Annotated in this window: 29 protein-coding genes; 10 read left to right on the plus strand and 19 right to left on the minus strand. The window is 66.9% G+C overall.

Going from position 1 to position 25,221, the window contains the following annotated elements; genetic code table 11:
• Positions 1-112 precede the first annotated feature (112 nt).
• Positions 113-895, minus strand: a complete 783-nt coding sequence (locus U1737_RS11940) for an MJ0042-type zinc finger domain-containing protein (protein WP_332796932.1) — start codon at positions 893-895, stop codon at positions 113-115.
• A gap of 164 nt (positions 896-1,059) precedes the next feature.
• Between U1737_RS11940 and ftsE the strand changes: the two genes are divergently transcribed.
• From ftsE to U1737_RS11960, 4 genes are read left to right on the plus strand one after another with little or no spacing between them, the layout of a single operon-like run.
• Positions 1,060-1,776, plus strand: a complete 717-nt coding sequence (gene ftsE, locus U1737_RS11945) for a cell division ATP-binding protein FtsE (RefSeq protein WP_332796933.1) — start codon at positions 1,060-1,062, stop codon at positions 1,774-1,776.
• Complete coding sequence (locus U1737_RS11950; RefSeq protein WP_332796934.1) at positions 1,773-2,672, plus strand: cell division protein FtsX; 900 nt, start codon at positions 1,773-1,775, stop codon at positions 2,670-2,672. The genes ftsE and U1737_RS11950 overlap by 4 nt, the downstream gene beginning before the upstream one ends.
• Complete coding sequence (locus U1737_RS11955) at positions 2,669-3,205, plus strand: YdcF family protein (protein ID WP_443027124.1); 537 nt, start codon at positions 2,669-2,671, stop codon at positions 3,203-3,205. The genes U1737_RS11950 and U1737_RS11955 overlap by 4 nt, the downstream gene beginning before the upstream one ends.
• Complete coding sequence (locus U1737_RS11960; RefSeq protein ID WP_332796935.1) at positions 3,202-3,882, plus strand: lysophospholipid acyltransferase family protein; 681 nt, start codon at positions 3,202-3,204, stop codon at positions 3,880-3,882. The genes U1737_RS11955 and U1737_RS11960 overlap by 4 nt, the downstream gene beginning before the upstream one ends.
• Positions 3,883-4,050: 168 nt before the next feature.
• On the opposite strand, the gene U1737_RS11965 is transcribed toward U1737_RS11960, so the two are convergent.
• Both U1737_RS11965 and hisC read right to left on the minus strand, forming a co-directional pair.
• On the minus strand, positions 4,051-4,959 hold the full coding sequence (locus tag U1737_RS11965) for a prephenate/arogenate dehydrogenase family protein (protein WP_248524164.1): 909 nt from the start codon (positions 4,957-4,959) through the stop codon (positions 4,051-4,053).
• A complete protein-coding gene (gene hisC / locus U1737_RS11970) occupies positions 4,959-6,056 on the minus strand; it encodes a histidinol-phosphate transaminase (RefSeq protein WP_332796936.1) in 1,098 nt (365 codons plus the stop codon). Before hisC ends, U1737_RS11965 begins: the two co-directional genes overlap by 1 nt.
• 402 nt (positions 6,057-6,458) lie before the next feature.
• On the opposite strand from hisC, the gene metX reads away from it, so the two are divergent.
• The 4 genes from metX to U1737_RS11990 all read left to right on the plus strand — a co-directional run bounded on the left by metX (position 6,459) and on the right by U1737_RS11990 (position 9,100).
• Entirely contained in the window at positions 6,459-7,610 is a 1,152-nt protein-coding gene (gene metX, locus U1737_RS11975; RefSeq protein ID WP_248524160.1) for a homoserine O-acetyltransferase MetX, read from the plus strand.
• Positions 7,607-8,041: a GNAT family N-acetyltransferase gene (locus U1737_RS11980; RefSeq protein ID WP_332796937.1), complete on the plus strand. Its 435-nt coding sequence runs from the start codon at positions 7,607-7,609 to the stop codon at positions 8,039-8,041. The genes metX and U1737_RS11980 overlap by 4 nt, the downstream gene beginning before the upstream one ends.
• Positions 8,038-8,625, plus strand: coding sequence for a methionine biosynthesis protein MetW (metW, locus tag U1737_RS11985; protein ID WP_248524156.1), 588 nt, complete (start codon positions 8,038-8,040; stop codon positions 8,623-8,625). The genes U1737_RS11980 and metW overlap by 4 nt, the downstream gene beginning before the upstream one ends.
• Positions 8,626-8,719: 94 nt before the next feature.
• Positions 8,720-9,100 (plus strand): response regulator, encoded by a 381-nt coding sequence (locus U1737_RS11990; protein ID WP_332796938.1) that lies wholly within the window; start codon positions 8,720-8,722, stop codon positions 9,098-9,100.
• Here the strand turns inward: U1737_RS11990 and U1737_RS11995 are convergent.
• The 6 genes from U1737_RS11995 to U1737_RS12020 all read right to left on the minus strand — a co-directional run bounded on the left by U1737_RS11995 (position 9,097) and on the right by U1737_RS12020 (position 15,230).
• Positions 9,097-10,569 carry a sensor histidine kinase gene (locus tag U1737_RS11995; protein ID WP_432715096.1) on the minus strand — a complete coding sequence of 491 codons (1,473 nt, stop codon included), beginning with the start codon at positions 10,567-10,569 and terminating at the stop codon, positions 9,097-9,099. The two genes, U1737_RS11990 and U1737_RS11995, sit on opposite strands and share 4 nt — an antisense overlap.
• Positions 10,570-10,631: 62 nt before the next feature.
• Positions 10,632-11,234 carry a single-stranded DNA-binding protein gene (gene ssb / locus U1737_RS12000; protein ID WP_056064165.1) on the minus strand — a complete coding sequence of 201 codons (603 nt, stop codon included), beginning with the start codon at positions 11,232-11,234 and terminating at the stop codon, positions 10,632-10,634.
• A gap of 8 nt (positions 11,235-11,242) precedes the next feature.
• A complete protein-coding gene (feoB, locus tag U1737_RS12005; protein ID WP_332796939.1) occupies positions 11,243-13,117 on the minus strand; it encodes a ferrous iron transporter B in 1,875 nt (624 codons plus the stop codon).
• A 9-nt stretch (positions 13,118-13,126) separates the two neighbouring features.
• Positions 13,127-13,402 carry a FeoA family protein gene (locus U1737_RS12010; RefSeq protein WP_055874807.1) on the minus strand — a complete coding sequence of 92 codons (276 nt, stop codon included), beginning with the start codon at positions 13,400-13,402 and terminating at the stop codon, positions 13,127-13,129.
• 182 nt (positions 13,403-13,584) lie between these two features.
• The gene (locus U1737_RS12015) at positions 13,585-14,238 is read right to left on the minus strand and encodes a COQ9 family protein (protein WP_332796940.1); all 654 of its coding nucleotides are present in this window, start codon (positions 14,236-14,238) and stop codon (positions 13,585-13,587) included.
• Positions 14,235-15,230, minus strand: a complete 996-nt coding sequence (locus tag U1737_RS12020) for a DMT family transporter (protein WP_332796941.1) — start codon at positions 15,228-15,230, stop codon at positions 14,235-14,237. Before U1737_RS12020 ends, U1737_RS12015 begins: the two co-directional genes overlap by 4 nt.
• Positions 15,231-15,281: 51 nt before the next feature.
• Between U1737_RS12020 and U1737_RS12025 the strand changes: the two genes are divergently transcribed.
• Positions 15,282-16,370 carry an alkene reductase gene (locus tag U1737_RS12025; RefSeq protein WP_332796942.1) on the plus strand — a complete coding sequence of 363 codons (1,089 nt, stop codon included), beginning with the start codon at positions 15,282-15,284 and terminating at the stop codon, positions 16,368-16,370.
• A gap of 273 nt (positions 16,371-16,643) precedes the next feature.
• On the plus strand, positions 16,644-17,138 hold the full coding sequence (locus U1737_RS12030; protein ID WP_332796943.1) for a hypothetical protein: 495 nt from the start codon (positions 16,644-16,646) through the stop codon (positions 17,136-17,138).
• A 7-nt stretch (positions 17,139-17,145) separates the two neighbouring features.
• On the opposite strand, the gene U1737_RS12035 is transcribed toward U1737_RS12030, so the two are convergent.
• The 10 genes from U1737_RS12035 to gltX form a co-directional block, all read right to left on the minus strand.
• Positions 17,146-17,520 carry a hypothetical protein gene (locus U1737_RS12035; RefSeq protein WP_332796944.1) on the minus strand — a complete coding sequence of 125 codons (375 nt, stop codon included), beginning with the start codon at positions 17,518-17,520 and terminating at the stop codon, positions 17,146-17,148.
• Positions 17,521-17,556: 36 nt separating this feature from the next.
• Complete coding sequence (locus U1737_RS12040) at positions 17,557-18,372, minus strand: DUF1206 domain-containing protein (protein WP_332796945.1); 816 nt, start codon at positions 18,370-18,372, stop codon at positions 17,557-17,559.
• A 393-nt stretch (positions 18,373-18,765) separates the two neighbouring features.
• Complete coding sequence (locus U1737_RS12045) at positions 18,766-18,966, minus strand: DUF4169 family protein (protein WP_248524138.1); 201 nt, start codon at positions 18,964-18,966, stop codon at positions 18,766-18,768.
• 9 nt (positions 18,967-18,975) lie between these two features.
• On the minus strand, positions 18,976-19,398 hold the full coding sequence (gene ribH, locus U1737_RS12050) for a 6,7-dimethyl-8-ribityllumazine synthase (RefSeq protein ID WP_248524136.1): 423 nt from the start codon (positions 19,396-19,398) through the stop codon (positions 18,976-18,978).
• Positions 19,398-20,567, minus strand: coding sequence for a 3,4-dihydroxy-2-butanone-4-phosphate synthase (gene ribB, locus U1737_RS12055; RefSeq protein ID WP_332796946.1), 1,170 nt, complete (start codon positions 20,565-20,567; stop codon positions 19,398-19,400). The genes ribH and ribB overlap by 1 nt, the downstream gene beginning before the upstream one ends.
• Positions 20,551-21,162, minus strand: coding sequence for a riboflavin synthase (locus tag U1737_RS12060; RefSeq protein WP_332796947.1), 612 nt, complete (start codon positions 21,160-21,162; stop codon positions 20,551-20,553). The genes ribB and U1737_RS12060 overlap by 17 nt, the downstream gene beginning before the upstream one ends.
• Positions 21,162-22,313 (minus strand): bifunctional diaminohydroxyphosphoribosylaminopyrimidine deaminase/5-amino-6-(5-phosphoribosylamino)uracil reductase RibD, encoded by a 1,152-nt coding sequence (gene ribD / locus U1737_RS12065; protein WP_332796948.1) that lies wholly within the window; start codon positions 22,311-22,313, stop codon positions 21,162-21,164. Before ribD ends, U1737_RS12060 begins: the two co-directional genes overlap by 1 nt.
• A 14-nt stretch (positions 22,314-22,327) precedes the next feature.
• Positions 22,328-22,675 (minus strand): hypothetical protein, encoded by a 348-nt coding sequence (locus U1737_RS12070; RefSeq protein WP_248524128.1) that lies wholly within the window; start codon positions 22,673-22,675, stop codon positions 22,328-22,330.
• A 55-nt stretch (positions 22,676-22,730) separates the two neighbouring features.
• Positions 22,731-23,396: a TonB family protein gene (locus U1737_RS12075; protein ID WP_332796949.1), complete on the minus strand. Its 666-nt coding sequence runs from the start codon at positions 23,394-23,396 to the stop codon at positions 22,731-22,733.
• Positions 23,397-23,887: 491 nt separating this feature from the next.
• Entirely contained in the window at positions 23,888-25,213 is a 1,326-nt protein-coding gene (gene gltX, locus U1737_RS12080) for a glutamate--tRNA ligase (RefSeq protein WP_332796950.1), read from the minus strand.
• Between the last annotated feature and the right edge of the window lie 8 nt (positions 25,214-25,221).

The raw sequence follows: 25,221 nt of genomic DNA on the forward strand, positions 1-25,221 counted from the left end.
GGTGGCACCGCAGGTGACGGAGGGGGCGGACACGGAACGTCCGACATCGCATGCCTCCCCCTCCGTCTGGCAAGTGCCAGCCACCTCCCCCTGGCGGGGGAGGATCGAGCTGTTATCGCGTCGTCTCGCCGGCAAAACTCAGTTCGAGGCGCTTCGAGTTCGCAGGCACGTTCAGCGTCGCGGAGTTGAAATCGATCGCGCCGCCCGGCGCCAGCGTCCGCTGCTGCGGGGTGATCGTCCAGCTATAGACCAGCCGGCCCTGCGCATCGCGGAGTTCGGCGCGGATGTCGGGTACGCGCTGGCGCTGGTTGGACGGATTGGTGACCTGACCGCTGACCGCGAACAGCTCGGAGCCGTTATCCAGCTCGCGCCGTTCGATCGGATTGTCGCGCAGGCGCAGCGGCGTCTCGTCGCTACCGATCCCGAGACCGAGCTTTGCCGCGACGCCCGGCGCGCCAAGATATACGATCGCGCCCGCTGCGATCAGCATCAGCAGCCCGGCGAGCACGGCCACGATCGTCCAGCGGCGCGTGGTATTGCGACGCGGGCGGAACGGCGGCTGCTCGGTGACCGGCGGAAACGTCGGCGCGGGATAAGTGGGCGCAATCACCGGCTCTGGCGTCGCCGGTGCGGTCGTTGCCGGCGAAGGGGGCGCGAAGGGCACGAATCGTTCAGCCGGCTCTGCGATCGGTGTCCGCGGCAGTGGAGCCAGCGGTGGCGGGGCAGGCGCGAGCGGGGTCGGTTCGGGCAGGTCGAGCGTGTCCTCGACCACCGGTGCGGCGGCCTGGAACCAGCTGTGCCGGCAATTGGCGCAGCGCACGGTTCGTCCGTCGGTCCCGATCGCGCTGTCGGGCACCAGATAGCGGGTGCTGCACTCGGGACATTGGAGGATCATGGATACGCTTCACCAGCGGCCGCCGGAGCGCGACCGTTCTCGTGCCGAATAAGCACGCCGCCGACGGATGTGGCAAGCTTGAAGCGGCCCGCGCTTTCATGCGAAAGCGCCGATACGGGCATTGGCACGGGCATCAAGCGGGCGAAAGCGGGCGCAACCACGTCATGGCGAATATCGTCCAATTCGAGAATGTCGGGCTTCGTTACGGCACGGGTCCAGACGCTGGACCGGAGACGCTGTCGGACGTCAGCTTCACCTTGCGCAGCGGTGCGTTCTATTTCCTCACTGGCGCGAGTGGCGCCGGCAAGACCTCGCTGCTGAAGCTGCTGTACCTCGCGCAACGGCCGACGCGCGGCGTCATCCGGCTGTTCGGCGAAGATGCGGTGGTGCTGTCGCGCGACCGGCTGCCCGGATTTCGGCGGCGGATCGGCGTGGTGTTCCAGGATTTCCGGCTCGTGCCGCATCTGTCGACCTGGGATAATATCGCGCTGCCGTTGCGGGTGGCGGGCATGCCCGAGGCGGATATCGAGCAGCCGGTGCGCGAGATGCTCGCCTGGGTCGGGCTGACCGAGCGCGCCGATGCGCGCCCGGCGACGCTGTCGGGTGGCGAGCAACAGCGCGTTGCGATTGCGCGCGCGGTGATCGCGCGGCCAGAGATCCTGGTCGCGGACGAGCCGACCGGCAACGTCGATCCCGACATGGCCGAGCGGCTGCTGCATCTGTTCGAATCGCTCAACAAGCTGGGGACGACCGTCGTGGTCGCGACGCACGACTTCCATTTGCTGGGGCGGATACCGGGGGCGCAGATGATGCGGCTCGATCGCGGGCGGCTGCTCGATCCGACGGGATCGCTCCGCTATCCGCCGACGCGGCCCGAATGATCGGTCGCGCCATCAAAGCGCGGTCTTCGGCCGAACGGCGCGTACTCGACGAAGCCGGCGGCCTGCGCGCGATGACGTGGGTGATGGCGATCATGCTGTTCCTGACGATGCTCGCTGCGGCACTTGGCCTCGCGACGGCGGGGGCGGCGCGGCTGCTCGATCGACAGTTGGCGGGGCGGTTGACGGTGCAGATCGTCGATGGCGATCCAGTGCGCCGTGACGCCGCCGCCGCGCGCGTGCTGGCTGCGTTGCGCGCGATGCCGGCGGTTGCGACCGCCACCCCGGTCGATCGCGCCGAGTTGACCCGGTTGCTGCAACCCTGGCTCGGGTCCGACGGCGCCGATCCGCAATTGCCGGTGCCGGCGATGATCGACGTCGACCTCGCCGATCATGAAGGGGCGGCGGCCGCGCGCGTTGCTTCCACGGTTCGGCGTCTGAGTCCCGCCGTCCGCGTCGATCGTCATGAAAGCTGGATGTCGCCCGTCAACGACGTCATGCGCTCCCTGACGTTTCTCGCACTGGCGCTGGTCCTGCTGATGGCCAGTGCAACGGCTGCCGTCGTCGTACTCGCCGCGCGCGCCGGGCTCGAAACGCACCGCGCGACGATCGCGGTGATGCACATGCTCGGCTCGACCGACCTGCAGGTCGCGCGGCTGTTCCAGCGCCGGATCGCGCTCGATGCGACGATCGGTGGAGTCGGCGGCGGGGTGATGGCGCTGCTGGTGGTCGGGTTCATCGGCATCCGGTTGCACGGATTGGGCTCCGAACTGCTCGGCGGCGTGACGCTCGGCGGGGCCGACTGGGTGCTCCTCGCGCTGCTCCCGATCGCGTTCGTTGTCCTCGCCACGCTCGCCGCCCGCGTCACGATCGTGCGCGCGTTGAGGCACATCCTGTGATCGTACGGTTCTTCGGCATCCTAGGTCTCGCCTGGGCATTCGGGTTCGCGGTGTTCATGCTGATGCTGCCCAAGCCGCTCGACGGCTTCACCACGGATGCGATCGTCGTCCCGACTGGCGGGGCAGGGCGGATCGACCGCGGCATCGCGCTGCTTCGCGATCATCAGGCGAAGCGGATGCTCGTGACCGGTGTCGCGCCGGGCGTGCGGCCGATCGATCTTGCGCTGGAGTATCGGACGTCGCCCGCGTTGTTCGCCTGCTGTATCGATCTTGGCGGCGACGCGGTCGATACGCGCTCGAACGCCGAGGAGACCGCGCAATGGGTGCGCGTGCACAAATACCGGTCGGTGCGCTTGGTGACGTCGGACTGGCACGTCGCACGCGCCCGGATGGAGCTGTCGGCGGCGCTCGACAAGAACGTCGTGATTCTCGGCGACGGCGTGCCCGGTACGCCGCGGCTCGGGACCCTGGTCAACGAATACAACAAGTTGATCCTTCGCCGGATCGCGTTGTGGATTGGATTTGGCGGATGATTTGGTTGCGTAACTGGGCCTTCATGCTCGTTTTCTATACGATCTCGGTGCCGATCGTGGTGACCGTGCCGATCTCGGCGCTGTTCGGCTCGCGCGCGGTGATCGTGCATTCGACGATCTGGACGCGCTTCCATCGCTGGTGCGCGCGGTGGATTCTCGGTGTGCATATCAGGATCGAGGGGACGCGGCCGACCGAGCCGGCCTTCTACGCCTGCAAGCACCAGGCGATGTTCGAGACGCTCGAACTTCAGGCGTTGTTGGACGGCCCGGCGATCGTGTTGAAGCGCGAGCTGGCCGACATCCCGGCCTGGGGTTGGGCGGCGCGCAGATACGGCGCGATCGTGGTCGACCGCGAGGCCTCGGCCAAGGCCATGCGCAACATGATGCGAGAAGCGAGCGCGGCCAAGGCGACGGGCCGCTCGATCCTGATCTTTCCCGAGGGGACGCGCGTCTCGCCGGGTGAGCATCCGCCGCTGAAGCCAGGGTTTGCCGGGCTGTATCGAGCGCTGAAGATGCCGACGGTGCCGATCGCGTGCGACAGCGGGCTGGTGTGGCCGAAGAAGGGGCCGAAGCTGCCGGGGGTGATCACGTTCCGGTTCGGCGAGGTGGTGCCGCCGGGCCTGCCGCGGGAGGAGGCTGAGCAGCGGGTCCATGCGGCGATGAACGCGCTGGATTAGGTCCGGGGAAGGTACCTCAACCGATTCACCACCCCGGCGGAGGCCGGGGCCCAGTTGGGCGACGTCGCTAATGTGCGTTGTGCGCTGTTACTTCGGCCTACCCAACTGGGCCCCGGCCTCCGCCGGGGAGGTGCGCTTCTAACTTCTAAACGGTACGGTGGCTCCAGCTCAGCCGTGCGTACGCCCGAAATCCTGGACGTCGTCGTCCTGCCCCTGCTCGACGATGCTCCGCCGGATCGCCCGAGTCCGCGTGAACAGGTCGAACAGCGCATCCCCATCGCCCCAGCGGATCGCGCGCTGGAGATGGCTCAGGTCCTCTGAGAAGCGCTGCAGCATCTCCAGCACCGCCTCGCGGTTGTTGAGGAAGATGTCGCGCCACATGGTCGGGTCGGACGCCGCGATCCGGGTGAAGTCGCGGAAGCCGCCGGCGGAATATTTGATGACCTCGGACTGGGTCACCTCCTCGAGATCGCCCGCGGTGCCAACGATCGTGTAGGCGATCAGATGCGGCAGATGGCTGGTGACGGCGAGGACACGGTCGTGGTGCTCGGGCGCCATCGTCTCGACCTGCGCGCCGAGCCGCCGCCAGAATTCGGAAACGCGCTCGACCGCGACCGGGTCGGCGCCCTCGGGGGGCGTGACGATGCACCAGCGGTGGCGGAACAGCGTTGCGAAACCGGCCTCGGGGCCGCTGCGCTCCGTGCCGGCGACCGGGTGGGCGGGGATGACGGTCGCGTTCGGCAGCGCTTCGGTGAGCGCGCGGACGATCTCGGCCTTGCAGCTGCCGACGTCGCTGACGATCGCATCGGCGGGAAGTTCGGCCGCGAACGCGCGCGCGACATCGCCCATGATGCCGACGGGGACGCACAGGATCACGAGGTCGGCGTCGATCACCGCGGCCCCCGCCGAGTCCGCAACGTCGTCGCAGAACTGCAGCCGGTCTGCCGTCTCGCGCACGCTGGCGTCGGCGTCGTAGCCGGTCACGCGGACCGTCGGCATCGTGTCCCGTACCGCGCGCGCCACCGACGAGCCGATCAGTCCCAGCCCGATGATCGTGACGCGCGCGAACGGCAGCATCAGGCGCTTTCGACCAGATTGCGCAGCGCCGCGGTGACGCCGCGCGTTTCGTCCTCGGTGCCGATGGTGATGCGCAACGCGTTCGGCAGGCCCTGGCCCGGCAGCCAGCGGACGATATAGCCCGCCTCCATCAGCCCGTGATAGGCGGCGTCGGCGGTCAGCTTGCCCTCGAACAGCACGAGCACGAAGTTCGCCTTGGACGGTACGCAGCGCAGGCCTGCATTGCCCATCTGCCCGATCTGTTCGACGAACCAGCCGCGCCACTGGTCGTTATGCGCGCGCGTTGCCTCGACGAAGGCGGTGTCGGCGATCGCCGCGACGGCCGCCGCCTGGCCTGCGGTGGTGACGTTGAACGGGGCGCGGATGCGGTGCATCGCGTCGATGATCGGCGCGCAGGCATAGCCCCAGCCGATCCGCTCCGCCGCCAGCCCGTGGATCTTCGAAAAGGTCCGGGTGACGAGCACGTTCGCCTCGGTCATCGCGAGTGCCAAGCCAGCGTCGTCCTCCTCGGGCGAGAGATATTCGGCATAGGCCTGGTCGAGCACGAGCAGCACCGACTTCGGCAGGCCGGCATGCAGCCGCGCGATTTCGGCGCGCGGCGTGAAGGTGCCGGTCGGATTGTTCGGGTTGGCGACGAACACGACTCGCGTGCGCTCGGTGACCGCGGCGAGGATCGCGTCGACGTCGGTGGCGTAGTCGCGGTCGTCGACGATGACGGGTTCTGCTCCTACCCGGCGCGTCGCGATCTCGTAGACCGCGAAGCCGTAGCGGACGTGGATGATCTCGTCGCCCGGGCCGGCGTAGGCGCCAGCGACCAGATGCAGGATCTCGTCCGAGCCGGTGCCGTAGATCACGCGTGCCGGATCGAGGTCGTAATGCGCCGCCAATGCCTCGCGCAGCGCGGTCGCGCCGGCGTCGGGGTAGCGTTCCAGCGTCCGGTCGGCGTCATCGAACGCGGCCTTCGCGGCGGGGCTGGTGCCGAGCGGGTTTTCGTTCGACGACAGTTTGATCACCGTGCGGCCATCGTCGGTCGTCGAGCGACCGGGCGTGTACGGCGCGATCCCCAGAATCCAGGGCTTCGGCGCGGGTGCGGGCATGATGTTTGTCATGGCCGCGGGACATAGCGGGCGCGGTGCCGCGGTGGCAAATATTTGTGCGTGGGTGGGATGGTGTTTGGCCAAGGTCGGCATCGAGTCCGCCCGCTTCCCCCCGTCATCCTGACGATAGTCAGGACCCAGAGCCACGGAAGTCACCGCTCGTTACCCTGGGTCCTGACTTTCGTCAGGATGACGGAGGAGGGGGGACGGATGACGGGACGGTTCGGCTAATCCTCCCCCGCAAGGGGGGGGTGGCGCGAAGCGACGTAGGGGGAGGGTGACGCAACAGCGGTTTTCCTTTCCTCCCCCTCCGTCTGGCAAGGGCCAGCCACCCCCCCTTTGCGGGGGAGGATCGAGGACGCAGCGCTGGCATGTTCGCGGGCGCTTATGGTAGCGCGCGGCATGCTCGACACGCCTGCCATCGACCCCAGCACCGGCCACGACACCGACCCGCGTTTCGGCCTCGCACGGCGCGTCACGTTGCCGGGGCCGCTGCGCCTCGATGGCGGCGTGCTGCTGTCGCCGGTCGATATCGCGTATGAGACCTACGGCACGCTCAACGCCGACGCGTCGAACGCGATCCTGATCTGCCACGCGCTGACCGGGGACCAGCATGTCGCGTCGAACCACCCCCGCACCGGCAAGCCCGGCTGGTGGACGCGCATGGTCGGCGAGGGCAAGCCGATCGACCCCGCGCGCCACTTCGTCGTCTGCGCGAACGTGCTCGGCAGCTGCATGGGCTCGTCGGGGCCGGCGACGATCAATCCGGCCACCGGGCGGCCCTGGGCGATGGGGTTTCCGGTCATCACGATCCGCGACATGGTGCGCGCGCAGGCGATGCTGCTCGATCATCTCGGCGTCGACGTGCTCCACGCGGTGGTCGGCGGATCGATGGGTGGGATGCAGGCGCTGAGCTGGCCCGCGACTTTCCCCGACCGGGTGAAGGCGTGCGTGGTGATCGCCTCGACCGCGCGGCACACCGCGCAGAACATCGCGTTCCACGAGGTCGGACGCCAGGCGGTGATGGCCGACCCGAACTGGCGCGGCGGCGAGTATCACGACGACGCAGCGCCGACCGCGGGGCTCGCGGTCGCGCGGATGGCGGCGCACATCACCTATCTGTCCGAAGCCGGGCTGACCGAGAAATTCGGGCGGCGGCTCCAGGCGCGCGACGCGAAATCGTTCGGGTTCGACGCCGATTTCCAGGTCGAGAGCTATCTGCGCCACCAGGGCCTCGCCTTCACCGACCGGTTCGATGCGAACTCGTACCTCTACATCACCCGGGCGATGGATTATTTCGATCTCGCCGAGGAGCATGGCGGGCTGCTCGCCAACGCGTTTCGAGCGACCAAATCGCGATTCTGCCTCGTCAGCTTCGACACCGACTGGCTGTACCCGACTGCCGAGTCGCGCGCGATCGTCCAGGCGCTGAACGCAGCCGGTGCGCCGGTCAGCTTCGTCGAGCTGTCGAGCCCGTACGGTCACGACGCATTCCTGCTCGAAGCGCCCGATCTCAACCGGGTCGTCGACGGTTTCCTGAGGGCGGGGCGATGACGATCATCCTTTCGGACGACCCGAGCCGGTTGCAGGTCGATCGCATCCATGGCTGGCTGGCGAGCAGCTACTGGTCGCCGGGGATCGAACGCGATCTGGTCGAGCGCGCGATCGCCGGCTCGCATTGCCTCGGTGCGTATCAGGACGGCGCTCAAGTGGGGTTCGCGCGGATGATAACCGATCATGCGACCTTCGCGTGGCTCGCCGACGTCTGGGTCGAGGAGTCCGTGCGCGGGCAGGGGCTCGGGCGGCGTATGGTGAGTTGGTTCCTGGATCATCCATCGTTCGCCGGGCTGCGGCGGATCGGCCTCGTCACTGCCGACGCACACGGCGTATACGCCGACCTCGGCTTCCACCCGCTGGTCCGCGCCGATCGCTACATGGAACGGCTCGCCCCCGGCCTCGCCGAGCAATTACGGACCGCACCATGACCTTACGGACCGACCTCGCCGTCATCGCCGAGAACGTCGCGCAAGGCAGTCGCGTGCTCGATATCGGCTGTGGCGACGGTGCGCTGATGGCGGCACTCCGCGACACCCGCGACGTCGATGCGCGCGGACTGGAGATCGATGCGCACAACGTCGCTTCCGCGGTCGCGCGTGGGCTGTCGGTGATCCAGGGCGATGCGGATATCGACCTCGCGGGCTACCCCGACGGCAGCTTCGATTACGCGATCCTCAGCCAGACCTTGCAGACCGCGCGCGCGCCCGACCTCGTGCTCGATCACCTGCTCCGGATCGGTCGGCACGCGTTCGTCAGCTTCCCCAATTTCGCGCATTGGCGCGTCCGGCTGTCGCTGCTGTGGGGTGGGCGGATGCCGGTGACGCGGCAATTGCCCGAGAGCTGGTACGATACGCCCAACATCCACCACGTCACGATCGACGATTTCCGCAGCTTCGTGAAGGCACGCGGAATTATCGTCGAGGATGCGTGGTTCCTGTCGGGCGACAAGCGCACCGGCGCGGGCGCCGCCAACCTGTTCGCAGAGCACGCAGTATTCCTGCTGCGACGGTAACGGTCCGGCGATAAATGTGACACTATGTCGTCGAATACTGATTGAGATCAGTATCGCTACGGAACCTATCCTGTGACGACCGGTTAACACGCCGATGACCAAGACCGCCCTCATTGTCGAAGACGAGATTTTCGTCGCACTCGACCTCGAGAGAATCCTCACCGATGCCGGCTACGGCGTCGCAGGGATCGCGGCTGATCGCGAGAGCGCTATCGCGGCGGCGCCGGGATGCAGCTTCGCGTTCGTCGATATCAATCTGCGCGATGGTGCGACCGGGCCCGAGATCGCCAAGCGGATGTCGGACGAATACGGCGTCAAGGTCGTGTTCGTCACCGCCAATCCCGCGCAAATCGGCGATGCCGAGTGTCTCGGCTATATCCGCAAGCCGTTCAGTGACGCGGCGATCCTGGCAGCGGCTGCCCTCGCCTGCGACGAGAAGCCGGTCGCCCATGACGATGTCATCCGCATCGTCTAACGGCTGAACGCGGCTTTCGGGATGTCCAGCACGACGGTCAGACCCGAGGCGTTCCACTGCCGGTCGATATTGCCACCCAGCTGACGCACTGCGCTCATTTCGATGAGCTGCGTGCCGAACCCTGCCGGCGTCGCTGGTTCGGTGACGATCGGCCCACCTTCCTCGCGCCAAGTCAGTCTGACCATGCCGTCGTCCGAGGTCACGGTAATCCGTACGGTGCCCAGCTCGGTAGCGAGCCCGCCATATTTGGTCGCGTTGGTCGCCAGCTCGTGGAACAGCAGGGCGAGCGGCGTGGCGGAGCGATCGTCGATCGTCACGTCGTCGCCCGACACCGTGACGCGCATCGAATCGACGCGCTGATACGGCTCGAACAGCTCGTGCAACAGGCCGCGCAGGCTGTTCTGCGCCGCCGACGGACGTGAATTGGCGCTGTGGGGCCGGACGAAGTCATGGGCGCGGCCCAGCGCGGTAATGCGGTGGCGCAGGTCGGTCGCGATGCCGGCGAATTCGGGTTTGCCACGTGCGGCGAACGCGATCAGCCCGGCGATCACCGCGAAGATGTTCTTGATGCGGTGGCTCAGCTCCTGGCTGATGACCTCGCGCTCTTCATAGGCGAGCTTTTGTTCGTGGATGTCGGTGCACGTCCCGAACCAGCGCTGGATCGCACCGCTTTCGTCGCGCACCGGCAGCGCGCGGCCGAGTACCCAGCGGTACGTGCCGTCGAAATGCCGCAGCCGGTATTCGATATTATACGGCTCGCCCGTTTCCAGCGAGTGCCGCCAGACCGACCAGGCGCGATCCTGGTCTTCGGGATGGAACATGTCGTTCCAGCCTTCGCCGTCGGTCGTCCCCGGCGGCGTCCCCGTGAATTCGTACCAGCGTGCATTGAAATAATCGTGAAAGCCGTCGGGCAGTGTCGACCACACCATTTGCGGCATGGTGTCGGCTAGCGTGCGGAACTTCAGGTCGCTTGCCTCGAGAACGCGGCGTGCCTTGGCCTCGGCAAAGGCCTGCTCGCGGGCCGTGCGACGATCGTCGAGCCGTCCCATCGCCGTCTTGGCGAGCAACGTCAGGCCATCTCGCTGGAACCGCGTCAGCCCCTCGCGCGGGTCGGGCGCCAAAACGCACAGTGCACCAAGCGGCACGCCCTCGCTGGAGACCAGCGGCGCGCCCGCGTAGAACCGTACATACGGCTCGCCGGTCACCAGGGGGTTGTCGACGAAGCGCGGATCGTTCCGCGCATCCGGCACTTCCATCACCTCGTAATGGTGCATCGCATGTGCGCAGAACGACATGCTGCGCGGCGTCTGCTCCAGATCGGTACCGCTACGCGCGAGAAACCGTTGATATTCCTCCTCGACCAGGCTCAGCAACGCGATCGGCGCGTCGCAAAGCTCGGCCGCGAACGACACGATGTCGTCGAGCTGACCCTTCGCGCGCGCGCCCGCGACGTCGTAGGCCGAGATCACGCGTGAGCGCTCGGCCTCGTCGAACGAAGGTGCAGGAATTGAATGCAGCGTCGGCACGGAGCTTAGAACGGCACGTCGTCGTCGAGATCGTCCGAGAACCCGCCGGTCTGACCGAAGCTGCCGCCACGTGCCCCGCCGCCGCTACCGCCGCCCGAGGGTGCGCTACCGCCACGGCCGCCGCCGCCGCCGCCGTAACCGCCGCCACCACCCGACGAACCACCGCCGAAGTCGTTGCCGCCGCCACCGCCGGCCCAGTCGTCGCCACCGCCGCGGCTACCACCGCCGCCGCCTGCACCACCGCCTGCGCCACCGTTCGGGCCGTCGAGCATCGTCAATACGCTGTTGAAGCCCTGCAACACGATTTCGGTCGAGTACTTGTCCTGGCCCTGCGCGTCCTGCCACTTTCGGGTCTGGAGCGCGCCCTCGATATAGACCTTCGAGCCCTTGCGCAGATACTTCTCGGCGACGTTCGCCAGACCTTCGTTGAAGATCGCGACCGAATGCCATTCGGTCTTTTCCTTGCGCTCGCCCGACATCTTGTCCTTCCAGGACTCCGACGTCGCGATGCGCAGGTTGACGACCTTGCCGCCGTTCTGGAACGCCTTGCTCTCCGGGTCGCGACCCAGATTGCCGACGATGATGACCTTGTTGACGCTGCCTGCCATGATGCCCCTCAGAGGCCGGCGAACACCGCCAGCCAGTATGTAATGCCAGCCATGATGTAGGCGGCGGCGAACAAATAGCCAACCATGAAGGCGGGCCATTTCCACCCATTGGTCTCGCGACGCGTGACGGCGATGGTCGAGATGCACTGCGGCGCGAACACGAACCACATCAGGAAGGCGAGCGCGGTCGGCAGGCTCCAGCGGCCGCGGAGGTTCTCGATCATCGCCTTTCCGCCCTGGTTGCTGTCGGGATCGTCGATTGCGTAAACGGTTCCGATCGCGGCCACGGCGACTTCGCGCGCGGCCATTGCTGGGATCAGCGCGAGGACGATGTCGCGGTTGAAGCCGATCGGCGCGAACACCGGCGCGATCCCGTTGGCGATGCGACCCGCGACCGAATAATCGACTGCCGAGATCTTCGGCGCACCGGCGGGCTGCTCGGGCGGCTTGGGGAAGCTTAGCAGCACCCACAGGATGATCGTCGAGACCAGGATGATGCCACCGGCGCGCTTCAGGAAGATCTGCGCACGGCTCCACAGGCCGATGCCGACGTCGCGCCATTGCGGCCACTGGTATTTCGGCATCTCCATCATGAAGCCCGACGATACACCCTTGGTCACCGTCCGGCGCAGCACCAGCGCGGCAACGAACGCACCGACGATGCCCATCACGTACAGGCCGAGCATCACAAGGCCCTGCAATCCGACGAACGGCAGCACCTGCGTGTTCGGAATGAACGCGCCGATGATCAGCGTGTAGACCGGCAGGCGCGCGGAACACGTCATCAGCGGCGCGATCAGGATCGTCGTCAGCCGGTCCTTCTCGTCGTCGATCGTCCGCGTCGCCATGATCCCCGGGATCGCGCAGGCGAAGCTCGACAGCAGCGGGATGAATGCGCGGCCCGACAGCCCGACACTCGCCATCACCCGGTCCATCAGGAACGCCGCGCGGACCATGTAGCCGCTCGCCTCGAGGACGAGGATGAAGAGGAACAGGATCAGGATCTGCGGCAGGAACACGATCACCGCGCCGACGCCAGCGATGACGCCGTCTACCAGCAGCGAGCGGATCAGCGAATCGGGCAGTTCGGCGGTCAGGAACGCCTGGAGCGCGGTGAAGCCTGCATCGATCGCGTCCATGAACGGCTGCGCCCAGCTGAACACCGCCTGGAACATCAGGAACATGATCGCGAGCAGCAGGATCGGCCCCGCCACGGGATGCAGCGCGACCGCGTCGAGCATGTGCGTCCAGCGCCGGACGGTCGTCTCGGATACGGTCGCCGCGGTAGCGATCGTACGGGCGCGGCGCTGGAGCGTAACAATATCGTCCTGGACGCTGCCGTCCGATTTACGGAGGCGCATCGGGCCGTTGACGACGATGCTGGAGAGCGCGGCCTTGAGGTCGTCGAGGCCGCGCTTGCGCACTGCGACGGTCGGGATCACCTGCACGCCGAGTTCGCGTTCGAGCACTTTGGGATCGAGTTTCAGCCCGTCGCGCTCGGCGAGATCGACCATGTTGAGCGCGACCACGACCGGCAGGCCAAGGGCGATCAGCTGGAGCGTGAAGCGGAGGTGATTGTCGAGATTGGCGGCATCCACCACCACGACCAGTGCGTCGGGCAGGCGCTCGCCATCTTGCGTCCCGGTGACGACGTCGCGCGTGACACGCTCATCGGGGGAGGAGGGCTCGAGGCTGTACGCACCGGGCAGGTCGACCAGTTCGATCGGCCGCCCGTCGTCGAGCATCAGCCGCCCGACCTTCCGCTCGACCGTGACACCGGGATAATTGCCGACCTTCTGCCGCGCACCGGTGAGCGCGTTGAACAGCGCGCTCTTGCCGGCATTGGGATTGCCGACCAGCGCAACCAGCGGTGCTGCGTTCATTCTAAAGGATTATTCGGCCGCGGCAGGCATGGGAGAAACCTGGATCGCGCCGGCGACGGCACGGCGCAGTGCGACGGTCATGCGGCCGATCCGGCAGGCGATCGGGCCTTGGCCCAGCGTCGCGCGGTGCAGCACCTCGACATCGACACCCTCGTCAAAGCCCAGCTCGCGCAGGCGACGTGCTTCCGGCCCGGCAAGGCGCGCCCACTCGATTGCCGCAACAATGGCGTGCTGCTTGCGCGGCAGGGTTTCGAGGCTGACGGAACGATCGGGGCGAGTGTCCATGATGCGACTGATTATCAGTAACTCACCGGCAAGGGAAGCCCAAAGCCGATCCAACTGACGCCAACGCATCGTCATCCTGACGAAAGTCAGGACCCAGAACCAAACGGGACGGCGTTCGTGGCTCTGGGTCCTGGGTCGAGCCCAGGATGACGAATCCTGATGGTCGTCCTGGGCTCAAACCTTCAGGCTGTCGGATAGCGCAGGCGACCGACGAATCGCGACAGGCTGAAGCCGTGCTCGGTCCGCTTGAGAAAACCGGCCTTGGCCTTCTCGAACCGCATGATGCCGTTGATGCGGCGACCCAGGAATGCGCGCGTTTCGGCCAACCCTTCGCTCTCGTCGTCGAGAAACACGGTTATCGTCGACGCATAGACGCTGAGCAGGATAGTACGCTTGGTGTAGTAATTATAATCCGTCGAGACGTCGCCGGCTGCGCGCCAGATCGTATCGACCGTCCGCCAGCCGAGCCGCGTCGCCTTCGCCACGTTCTGCGGGAGCGCGAGGATCGCCACCGCGCGGCGCAGCGATTCGCGATCGATCGACGTCGCATCAAGTCGCGCCTCGACCAATGCGGTGATCTTCTCGCGAATCTTCATCAGCGCCAGCCGCTCGGGCGGCACTGCGGCCAGCATCACGCCGTCGATATGCGCGAACCACGCGTCGATCATGTCGACTGGGCCGTCTTTGAACGCCAGTGCGGCGACGTCGGTGTCGATTCCCTCGGCTTGCGCGGCCATGTCGCGCGCGGCGTCGCTCCAGCCGTCGAACGCCGCGTTGGAAGCGATGCCGGGCGCCAGCAGGGCGCGGATTTCGTCGAGCGTAAGGTCCTGGGTCATACCGTCTCCTGCCGTCCAAAATCAGGCGTATCAAGCGCGTCTTCAAGGGGTAACGCTTCGGGAACCGGTCCCTGGCGGACGAGCACCAGCGCGACCGCCACCATCACGACGCCGACCAGATCCGCCGTGCCGAGCCGCTCGCCGTACACCAGCCAGCCGACCAGCCCCGCGACCACCGGCTGGATCAGCAACGCGATCCCGATCACCAGCGGGGTGAAGCGCCCGAGCGCGTAGATCATCAACCCCTGCCCGAGCACCTGGCTGCACAAAGCGAGCCCGATCAGCGGACCCCAGTGCGCCGGCAGTACGCGCTCGCCCATCGCCAGCGCGAATATCAGCAGCGGCACGATCCCGGCGAGCGTCGACAGCGTCAGCGCGGATATCGGGGCGAGCGTCGCCCGGGCGCGCGCCATCAGGATGAAATACACCGTGTAGAGCAGCCCCGCGAGCAGGCAGAACAGATCGCCCGCCAGGTTCTTCGCATCGAGCTGATACGACCGCCCGAGCAGTAACGCGCCCCCGGCCGCCGCCAGCGCCAGCGCGAACCCCTGCGTCCGCGTCGGCCAGCTTCGCACGATCAGGAAGCCGTAGATCGGGAAGATCAGCGTCGCGACATTGCCGAACAGCGTCGCATTGGCGAGCGTCGTGCGCAGGATTCCGAGATGCCACGTGCCGAGGTCGGCCGCGAAGCACACCCCGCCCGCGAGCAGTCCGGCCCACAGCTTCCACCCGAGCCGCCTCGGCCGCGCGCCCTGCTGGACCGCCAGCACCACGAGGAACGGCACCGCCAGCGTGAGCCGCCAGAACCCGGCCGCGACCGGCCCGACCTCGGTCGCGCGCACGAACCACGGCCCGAACGCGAGCGCCACGTTCGCCACCACCAGCGCCGCGAACGCGATCAGGCCCGGCGCAGCGACATTGTTCGCCTCCGCTGTCGAACCGCGCGGCGTATCGGGCACGCTAGATAATGTTTGCGGGGCGGGGCGATGCATGCCGCCCTGTAGCCTCCTATCTTCCGCCCGTCAGGCCAATAAGGAGCTTCCATGCCTAGCCTTTTCGATTCCATTACCCTTGGCGCCATCGCCGCGCCGAACCGCATCCTCATGGCGCCGCTTACGCGTGGGCGTGCCGACAGGGATGCCGTGCCGACCGACATGATGGTCGAGTATTATACGCAGCGGGCGAGCGCCGGCCTGATCATCTCGGAGGCCACCGGCATCAGCCGCGAAGGTCTCGGCTGGCCGTTCGCGCCGGGTCTGTGGACCGATGTGCAGGTCGCCGCCTGGAAGCCCGTCACCGACTCGGTCCACGCCGCTGGTGGCCGGATCATCGCGCAGCTCTGGCACATGGGGCGTCAGGTCCATTCGTCGGTCATCGGCGGCCAGCCGGTCTCGTCGTCGGCGACCGCGACCGAAGGCCAGGCGCACACGTTCGAGGGCAAGCAGGATTTCGAGGTCGCGCGTCCGCTCGAACTGAACGAGATCCCGCGCCTGCTGAACGATTATGAGCTGGCGACGAAGAACGCGCTGGCGGCCGGCTTCGACGGCGTGCAGATCCATGCGGCGAATGGCTATCTGATCGACCAGTTCCTGCGCGATAACGCCAATCTGCGTACTGACGAGTACGGTGGCTCGATCGAGAACCGCGTCCGCCTGCTCCGCGAAGTCGCCGAGCGCGTGATCTCGGTCGCGGGTGCAGATCGCGTCAGCGTCCGCCTGTCGCCCAACGGCGATTCGCAGGGTGTCGACGACAGCAACCCCGAGCCGTTGTTCACCGCCGCCGCTAAGGCATTGTCCGATCTCGGCATCGCGTTCCTCGAACTGCGCGAGCCCGGCCCCGACGGCACGTTCGGCAAGACCGACGTGCCGAAGCTCAGCCCGGCGATCCGCAAGGTGTTCAAGGGCGTGCTGATCGTCAACTCGGACTACACAACCGTCGAGGAAGCGCAGGCCGAGCTCGATTCGGGCAATGCCGACGCGATCACCTTCGGGCGCACGTTCATCGCCAACCCGGACCTGCCCGAGCGTCTGCGCACCGGCGCATCGCTCGCGAAGGACGATGCGAAGACGTGGTACAGCCAGGGCCCCGAGGGCTATATCGACTACCCCGCGCTCGAGACTGCGAACGCGTAACCCGGCAGCTCCAAGTCGCGGCCTTGCCTCGACTGCCGACCGTCCGTCACCTTGCTCCGTCAGCCCACCCCAAAACCGTCACCCCAGCGAAAGCTGGGGTATCCCTCGTGGCTCGCGACGTTCGCCCCACGGTGAGATCCCAGCGTTCGCTGGGATGACGGCGGGGGGGGCGGATGGTCGGGTGACGACTTGGACCCCCTAGTCACCGGTGACGTCATCGCCTAGCAGCGCGCCTCCGCGTCGTAGGGCGCACCGGTGACGACAGGACATGCAATGAGCGACGGCTGGCCGAGCGGGGGCAGGGGAACAGGGCCGCTCATGCCCGGTACCGCCGAACGTGCCGCAAAGCGGGCGGAGGAGCGCGCCAACGGCCGCGAGCAGCGCGCGAAGGAGCGGCTTGCCGCATCCGAACAGCGATCCGAGTCACGCGCCGCCCAGCGCGATCTCCAGTCCCAAGAACGCGAACGCGCGCGCGAAAGCCGGCGGATCGAGGAGGATCAGCGGATCAAGGCGCGGCTCGATGCGCCGCCGGCCAACGATGCCGAAGCGCTGAAGATCTCCAAACGCCGCCGCTCGGGCGCGCTCGCCCGCAGCGGCGCGGAATCGAAGACCGACCGCGACACGCGCAGCTACAAGACGATCGTCGATACCGCGCGCATCCGCACGCTCGCGGATCGCGGTGCGTCCTTGTCGGGGCTCGCCGGCGCGTTCGGCATCACGGTCGAAGAGGTCGAGGCGGCGTTGCTCGAGACCGCACCGCAGGACTGAAAGTCCGTCAGGCGGCGTGGCCGTCGCCCGCAAGCCACGCCTTTGCCTCGTCGATGTCGAGGAAGGTCCGGCAGTTCTCGGCTTTCAGATAGCGTTCGGTCTGGAGCTTTGCCAGATGCGAGGCGACCACTGCCGCGATCGGCGCGGACGTCACCTTGAGCGCCTTGGGCATCATCGCTTCGAGCGCATCGACCACCTTCAACGGCTGGATCGCCGCCTTGCGCAGGTCGGCTAGCACCACGAACCGCCCATGATACAGCCGCGCCGCAGTACCGCGCGCGAGCAATTCCGCCGAGAAGGCCGCGGCCGTCGCGATCGACCAGAACCCCTCGGTGAGGATCGTCAGGGTTTTGGTGGGAACGTCGAAACTGATCGTATACATGCCGTCCGCTAGCACCGGCATGTTAACGACGTGCTATCAATCGGTCCCGGGCAAGTCGACGTGCAGGCGGCGAAAGCGCGCCTCGACCAGACTATATGCGCCGAACAGCGCAAGCCCGATCCCGGTCATCGCGAGCAGCCATTTGCCGCCCGGTTGCGATTGCAGCATCTGCAGGGCATCGGCAACGCCGCCCGCATCGCTCGCATGCGCCGTCCACGCCGCGAGCCCGAACAGTCCGGAGACGATCAGGAACACCAGAGCACGGGCACCATAGCCGACCCTGCCCATCGTGCAGACATAGCCAGGGGCGGGGGCGTCACCGCGGAGGTCATGGATGAAGTCGCCGCGCCACGCCTTCTGCGCTTGCTGGAACGCGGCAACCAGCACGCCGACGGCAACCGCGCCGACCAGAACGCGTCCGGCCGGCTGGTCGAGCAACAGCGCGGTCCAGTCACGTGCGCTTTCGTCGCCAGGCGAAGCCGATGCATCGCGCGATCCGATTTTCATCGCGAGCTTGGCGGCAGTCCAGGCAAGGATCAGATGCGCGATCCCGCTGACGAGGTGGCCGATGCGCTTGAGGCTGCCCTTGATGTCGCTGCCGATTCCCTCGGGATTGGCGGCGGCTTCGGTCAGCCGCCCGACCGCGTAGCCGAGCAGACCCGCCGCGACGATCGCCAGTAGCAATGGCCCGAGCGGTCCATCGGCCATCGACCCGATCGCACCCTGATTGTCGGCGATCTTGCCGCCATGCAGCGCTGCATCGACGGCGAACCAGCCGACCAGGATATAGACCACCCCGCGCGCGGCGAAGCCGAGTTTGGCGAGCAACGTCGCATTCGCATCCGAAATCATGATCGCCCCTTTGTTACGGAGGCACAACGGCGCGGCGCGCGGGACGTTCCTGTTGAGGGCAGCGGGGGATGCGGTTGTCGGCGGCTATCTAAGATTTGCTTCCGCGCGAAGGCGGGGATCCAGACTGGGCTCCTGCCGTCGCGGGAGAACAATGAAGGGCATGGTGCCGCACGACTTCACGATCCTCCCCCGCCAGGGGGAGGTGGCAGGCCCTTGCCTGACGGAGGGGGAGGTAAGGGATAACCTCTGCTCCGTGTCATCCCCCTCCGTCGCCTACGGCGCCACCTCCCCCTGGCGGGGGAGGATCGCAGGCGCGGCGTTCGCGAAGAGAATTATGAGGGACAACGCTGAGTGCCACGCTCCCCCTTCGCCAGGGGAAGGATGACGTTGTGATTATTCCGGAGGTTTGTCGGGTGCGGGGCTCTCTAGCTTTGCACCATCCAGCGTCCTGTCCACCCGAGCCTTCACCGCCGCTTCCGCCGCCTTTTCGACTCCAGTCCTCCCGAACACCCGCCGGTTTTGGTCCGCACGCACCGCCGCCTCGGCCCTCGCCCGCTGCTTCCGCGCGAGCCGCAGGTTGATCACCTCACCCACGCGCGCATCTCACGCGAGGAAGCGGTCCTTCAGCGCCAGCATCGCCAGCGCCGCCTTGGCCGCGCCGCCGCCCTTGTCGCCCTCGGTCGGACGCGCACGCGTGAGTGCCTGCGCTTCGTTCTCGGTGGTCAGGATGCCGTTGCCGATCGCAAGGCCGTCCATCGTCAGCTGCATGATCCCGCGCGCGCTCTCTCCCGCGACGATCTCGAAATGATAGGTCTCGCCGCGGATCACGACGCCCAGCGCGACATACGCGTCGAACGTCTCGCTCTCGGCCGCCAGCGCGATCGCACCGGGGACTTCGAGCGCGCCCGGCACGGTGATCGTCTCGTGGGTGTGGCCGGCGGCTTCGATCGCGGCCTTAGCGCCTTCGACGAGAAGGTCGTTGAGGTGGTCGTAGAAGCGCGCTTCGACGATGAGGAGATGGGCCATCAGTTGGAGCTTTCTTCGATATCCAGGGAGGCGATCCGCCGCTCGCCGACGATCGACAGGCCGTAGCCATCGAGCCCGACCAGCGTGTGGTGCGTGTTGGTGATCAGCACCATGTCGTGGACGCCGAGCTCGGTCAGGATCATCGCACCGACGCCGTAGTCGCGCAGTTCCTCCATGTCAGGCGTGATCTCCGCGCCCGCCTTCTTCATCACCGCCGAGGTGAAGGTATTGCTGCGGGGGCGGTTGATGACGACGATTACGCCCGCGCCCTCGTCGGCGATCATCTGCATCGAGCGTGCGAGGATACGGCCGCGATCGCCCGATTCGCCGAAGATATCCGCGAACGGTGACAGCGCGTGCATGCGGACCAGCGTCGGCTTGGCTGGGTCGATTTTGCCCTTGACCAGCGCGACCTGCTCGGTGCCGGTCGCCTTGTTCCAGAAGGTCAGCGCGGTCCAGTCGCCGCCCCATTCGGAGGTGAACTTGGCCTCGGCGCGCTTCTCGACGAGGTGATCGTAGCGGCGGCGATACGCGATCAGGTCGCGGATCGTGCCGATCTTGACGTTATGGAACTGCGCGAAGGTGACGAGGTCGTCCATCCGCGCCATCGTGCCGTCCTCGTTCATGATCTCGCAGATCACGCCCGAGGGGTTGAGCCCGGCGAGCCGCGCGACATCCACGGCCGCCTCGGTATGGCCGGCGCGGATCAGCACGCCGCCGTCGCGCGCGACCAGCGGGAAGACGTGGCCGGGGGTGACGATGTCGGCCTTGCCCTTGGTCGCATCGACCGCCACCGCGATGGTCCGCGCGCGATCCGCCGCGGAAATGCCGGTGGTGACGCCTTCGAGCGCCTCGATCGAGACGGTGAACGCGGTCTCGTGCCGCGTGCCGTTGTTGCGGCTCATCAGTTCGAGCCCGAGTTCCTCGGTGCGGTCGCGGGTCAGCGCGAGGCAGATCAGGCCACGGCCGTATTTGGCCATGAAGTTGATCTTCTCGGGGGTAGCCATCTGCGCGGGGATGACGAGATCGCCCTCGTTCTCGCGATCCTCGTCGTCGACCAGGATGAACATCCGGCCATTGCGCGCCTCGTCGATGATCTCTTCCGGCGACGACAGATAGCCGTGCTTCAGGCGCCCCAGTTCGGCGGTACGTTCAGCTGGCTTTGACACGGTAATGTTCCATGCGTTGGAGATAGCGGGCGAGGACGTCGATCTCGATGTTGACCGACTGTTCCACGTGGATCGTACCGAGCGTGGTGACGCTCCAGGTATGCGGGATGATGTTGAGGCCGAACTCGACCTCTCCGTCGATGTCGCGGACGTTGTTGACGGTGAGCGAGACGCCGTCGACCGTCACCGAGCCCTTGGGCGCGATGAACGGCGCGATGTCGGCGCCGGCGCGGATCGTGACGCGGTGCGAGCCGCCTTCCTTTGCGAGCGCGACTACGGTGCCGAGGCCGTCGACATGGCCCGTTACGATATGGCCGCCGAGCTCGTCGCCGAGCTTCATCGCGCGTTCGAGGTTGAATTTCCGGCCCTCGGTCCACTGGTCCTTGGCGGTGCGGCTGATCGTTTCGCCGGAGACGTCGACCGCGAACCAGTTCGGGCCTTTATCCACGACGGTCAGGCAGACGCCCGAGCACGAGATCGACGCGCCGAGATCGACGGTGGTGGTATCATAGGCGGTCGCAATGACGACGCGCGTGTCGCCTGGCGACTCCACGCGCGTAACGGTGCCTAGGTCGGTGACGATTCCGGTGAACATTATGCCTCGTTTCGTTCGCGCTCGTAGACCTCGAGCCGGTCCATGCCAAGTTGCCGCGCATCGACGTGTGTCCAGCGTTGGTGCGCTTCGGGCAGGTCGGTGAGGCCGATGTCGCGGAGTGCGGGCTTGCCGCCGCCGATCAGGATCGGCGCGCGGTAGAGGAGGAGGCGGTCTACGAGATCGGCCGCAAGGAACGCCGACGCTACGGCCGCGCCGCCCTCGACGAGAATGTGGTCGACGTTGGGGAGGGTGGCGATGTCGGAAGGGGAGGGGATGACGGTCCAATTTGCATGGCCATCTGCTCCAAGTCCTCGCTCCACGACCATTCCGTCTGCGACCGTTATTTCGTCACCCGCCCCAATTCCGTCACCCGTCCCAATTTCGTCACCCCAGCGAAAGCTGGGGTCTCCCCGTGAGGCTCCGTCGTGGCCGGCAACGGGGATATTCCAGCTTTCGCTGGAATGACGGGGAGAGGGGGAGGGGGTAGCGGTGAGCGTGGTCGACAGGAGTACGCGCTTCGGCGCGCGACCTTCCAGACCCGGCAACCGAACGTCGAGTCGCGGTGCGTCCGCCTCATACGTCCCACGTCCGACGAGGATCGCTTCATGCCGACTCCGCTCGAGATGCGCATGGGCGCGGGCCTCCGGGCCGGTGATCCATCGGCTCGATCCGTCCGCCATCGCGATGCAGCCGTCGAGCGAGGTGGCCAGCTTCAAGGTGACATGGGGGCGGCCGAGTGCCTGCCGCGTCAGGAACCCCGCCATCGAACGACGGGCCTCGTCCGAGCGAATGCCGCGCGTGACGATGATGTCTGCTGCCTGAAGCCGCGCGAACCCCTGGCCGGCCGTTCGAGCGTCGGGATCCTCAAGCGCCGCGACGACGCGCGCCACACCCGACTCGATCAGAAGGTCGCTGCAGGCTGGCCCGCGTGGCGATCGATGCGCGCAGGGCTCGAGCGTGACGTAAGCCGTGGCCCCCTGTGCTTTCGCACCGGCCTCGGCCAACGCCATCGCTTCGGCATGCGGACGGCCGCCCGCTTGCGTCCAGCCGCGTCCAACGACGCGGCCATCGCGGACGATCACGCAGCCGACATTGGGGTTGGGCGCCGTCCTGCCGCGACTTCGCTCAGCCAGTGCCAGTGCAGTTCCCATCCAGCGCAGGTCGGTCAGATTCCCATCGCCTTCAGCTTGTCATCCAATCGCTTGAATGCGGCGCGCTGTGCGTCTTCGCGGGCCTTCTGCTCGGCGAGCGCCTTGGCCTTGATCGGCGCGTCGATCTTCTGCTGGGCGATGATCTGCGCATCGGTGCGATCCGCGGGCCATTGCTCGACATAGATGATCTTCGGGCGGTATTCCTGCTCGACGTACGAATCCTTCATGAACGCGTAGATCAGGAAGCTGGTGACGCCGAGCGCGGCCACGAGAAATATGAGTTCGTACGGCCGGCGCTGGCTGAGGAAGAGCCGCAGGTCGCGATAGGCGACGATCGGCGTGAAACGACTGAAAAAGCCCATGCGCGCCAAGATAGGGGGACGGAGCCGGCTAGGCCAGCCCCGCACTCCTCAAGCTTTAGTTCTGGAGGACAAAGGTCAGCGCCATCGATCGCCATGCCTCGATCGGAACGCCGTCGCGCGTTGCCGGCTTGAACCGCCACTTCGCCAACGCCCGATCCAGCGTCGCGCGGTATAAGGCGTCGGTGGTCGCGCTGACCCGCTCGACCTGTTTCACCCGGCCGTCGGTACCGACGAGTACGCGCACGACGACGCGGCCCTCGCGCTCGGCGCGGCGCTCCTCGGACGGATAGCTCGGTTGGAAGTCGGCGGCGTGGCGTGGGTCGATGCCCGGCTGTACGAACACGGGTGCCGCTTTCGGCGGATCGACTGCGACGGTGCCGGTGCCGGTGCCTTCGATCCCGATGGGCGGCGTGTAGGGGAGCGGATCGGGGGCAGCCGTCAAGCCTTCGGTTTGCGGTATCTGCACTATTTTGATCGGCGCATCGGGACGCGGGGCGGGGCGCGGTTGCTGGCGGATCAGCGGGTCTGTAGGTGGCACCGGTTCGGGCGGCGGCGGCGGGGCGTACGGCACATAGGTCACGAGCGGCGTGTCGGGCACGAACGGCAGCATGTTAGGCGCCGCAAAGAACAAGGCTCCGATCACCGCGCAGTTGATAACCAGCGCGACGCCGAGGCTCCCGGGATTGAATCCGCCCGTCCGGTTTGGTCGATCCGCGTACATTTTCCGTCTCCCCTGCTTCTCCTCGAGGATGGCGGCAAGATAGGTACCGCCGGTTGGGATGGTACATCATTACATTTTGGGAGCAAGGGTGTTTGAGGGCGGGGGAGTATGTGTGATGTCCCCAACTCCTCCCGGTCGGGAAGTATTCGATGTCGAGGAGCGATTTGGGGCGCGCCGGTACCTGTTTGGCGGCCGCGCGGGACGCATCAAAGTAACCACCCCGGCGAAGGCCGGGGCCCAATTGGAAAGGTCGTAGTAACAAAGTGCAGTACTTGGTTGGCCACGTTCCCCAATTGGGCCCCGGCCTTCGCCGGGGTGGTGTTTGGGGTGGGGGGTACTTCTATCGATCGCCGCGCAGAAATAGTCCGGTTGCGATTGGAACGACCGTCAGCCGCCATTCCTTGTTCTCCCGCGAAGGCGGGAGCCCAGACTGGACTCCCGCCTTCGCGGGAGAACATGCTTGGAACCGAACGACTTCCGGGACCGCGAGACTACCGCGCTGCGAGTCGTTCCAACGCCCGCTCGCGCCCGATCAGCGGGAGCAGCGCCGCCATGTCCGGCCCATGATCGCGCCCGGTCAGCGCTCGGCGCAACGGCAGGAACAGAGCCTTGCCCTTTCGCCCGGTCTCCGCCTTCAACCGACCAGTCAGCGCATGCCAGGGATCGCTCGACCAGTCGATCGCCCCCGCCGCCGCCAACGCCTGATCGAGATACGCCGCATCGATGTCGCGCTCGACCGCGATCGGTCCCTCGATCACGCCCCACCAATCCGCCGCACCGGCCAGCGTCACGAGATTTGGACGCACGGTCTCCCACGCCGCCACATCCATGCCCTCGGGCAACCGCGCCGCCACCGTCTCATACGGCAGCGCGTGTAAAATCCGCGCGTTCAGCGCCGCCAGTTCAGTTTCGTCGAACCGCGCCGGCGCCCGCCCGAACCGTGCGAAGTCGAACCCCGCGATCAGTGGCGCAGCGTCGGCGATCGGCTCGACCGGGTCGCTCGTCCCGATCCGCGCGAGCAGCGCGCGCACCGCCTGCGGTTCGATCCCGACCTCGCGGAAATGATCGACGCCGAGCGACCCAAGCCGCTTCGACAGCTTGCCCTCCGCGCCTGTCAGCAACGCCTCGTGCGCAAACCGCGGCGGCGCGACGCCGAGCGCATCGAACATCTGCAACTGGAGCGCGGTGTTCGACACGTGATCCTCGCCGCGAACCACATGCGTCACGCCCATATCGGCATCGTCGATCGCCGAGGGCAGCATGTACAGCCACGACCCGTCCGCGCGCCGGATGACCGGATCGCTCATCGTCTTCGCCTCGAAATGCGCTGCGCCACGGATCAAATCGTCCCAAGCGATCGCCGAGTCGTGATCGAGCTTGAACCGCCAATGCGGCTGCACCCCATCCGCTTCCAGCTTAGCGCGGGCTGCGTCATCGAGCGCCAGCGCGGCGCGATCATAGATCGGCGGCAACCCACGCCCCGCCTGGATCTTCCGCTTCAGGTCGAGTTCCTGCGTCGTCTCGTATGCCGGATACACATGACCGCTGGCGACCAGCGCCGCGAACCGCGCCTCGTACAGCGCGAACCGCGCCGATTGCCGCTCCTCCGCATCGGGCGTCATCCCGAGCCAGTCGAGATCGGCGCGGATCGCGTCGACGAAGCGCTCTTCGCTGCGTTCGGGATCGGTATCGTCGATCCGCAGCACGAACTTGCCGCCGTTGGCCCGCGCGAACATCCAGTTGTGGAGCGCGGTGCGGATGTTGCCGACGTGCAGGCGGCCGGTGGGCGAGGGGGCGAAACGGGTGATTACGGTCATGCCGCCCT

This window comes from Sphingomonas fucosidasi (assembly GCF_036663855.1).
Lineage (GTDB): Bacteria > Pseudomonadota > Alphaproteobacteria > Sphingomonadales > Sphingomonadaceae > Sphingomonas > Sphingomonas faeni_B.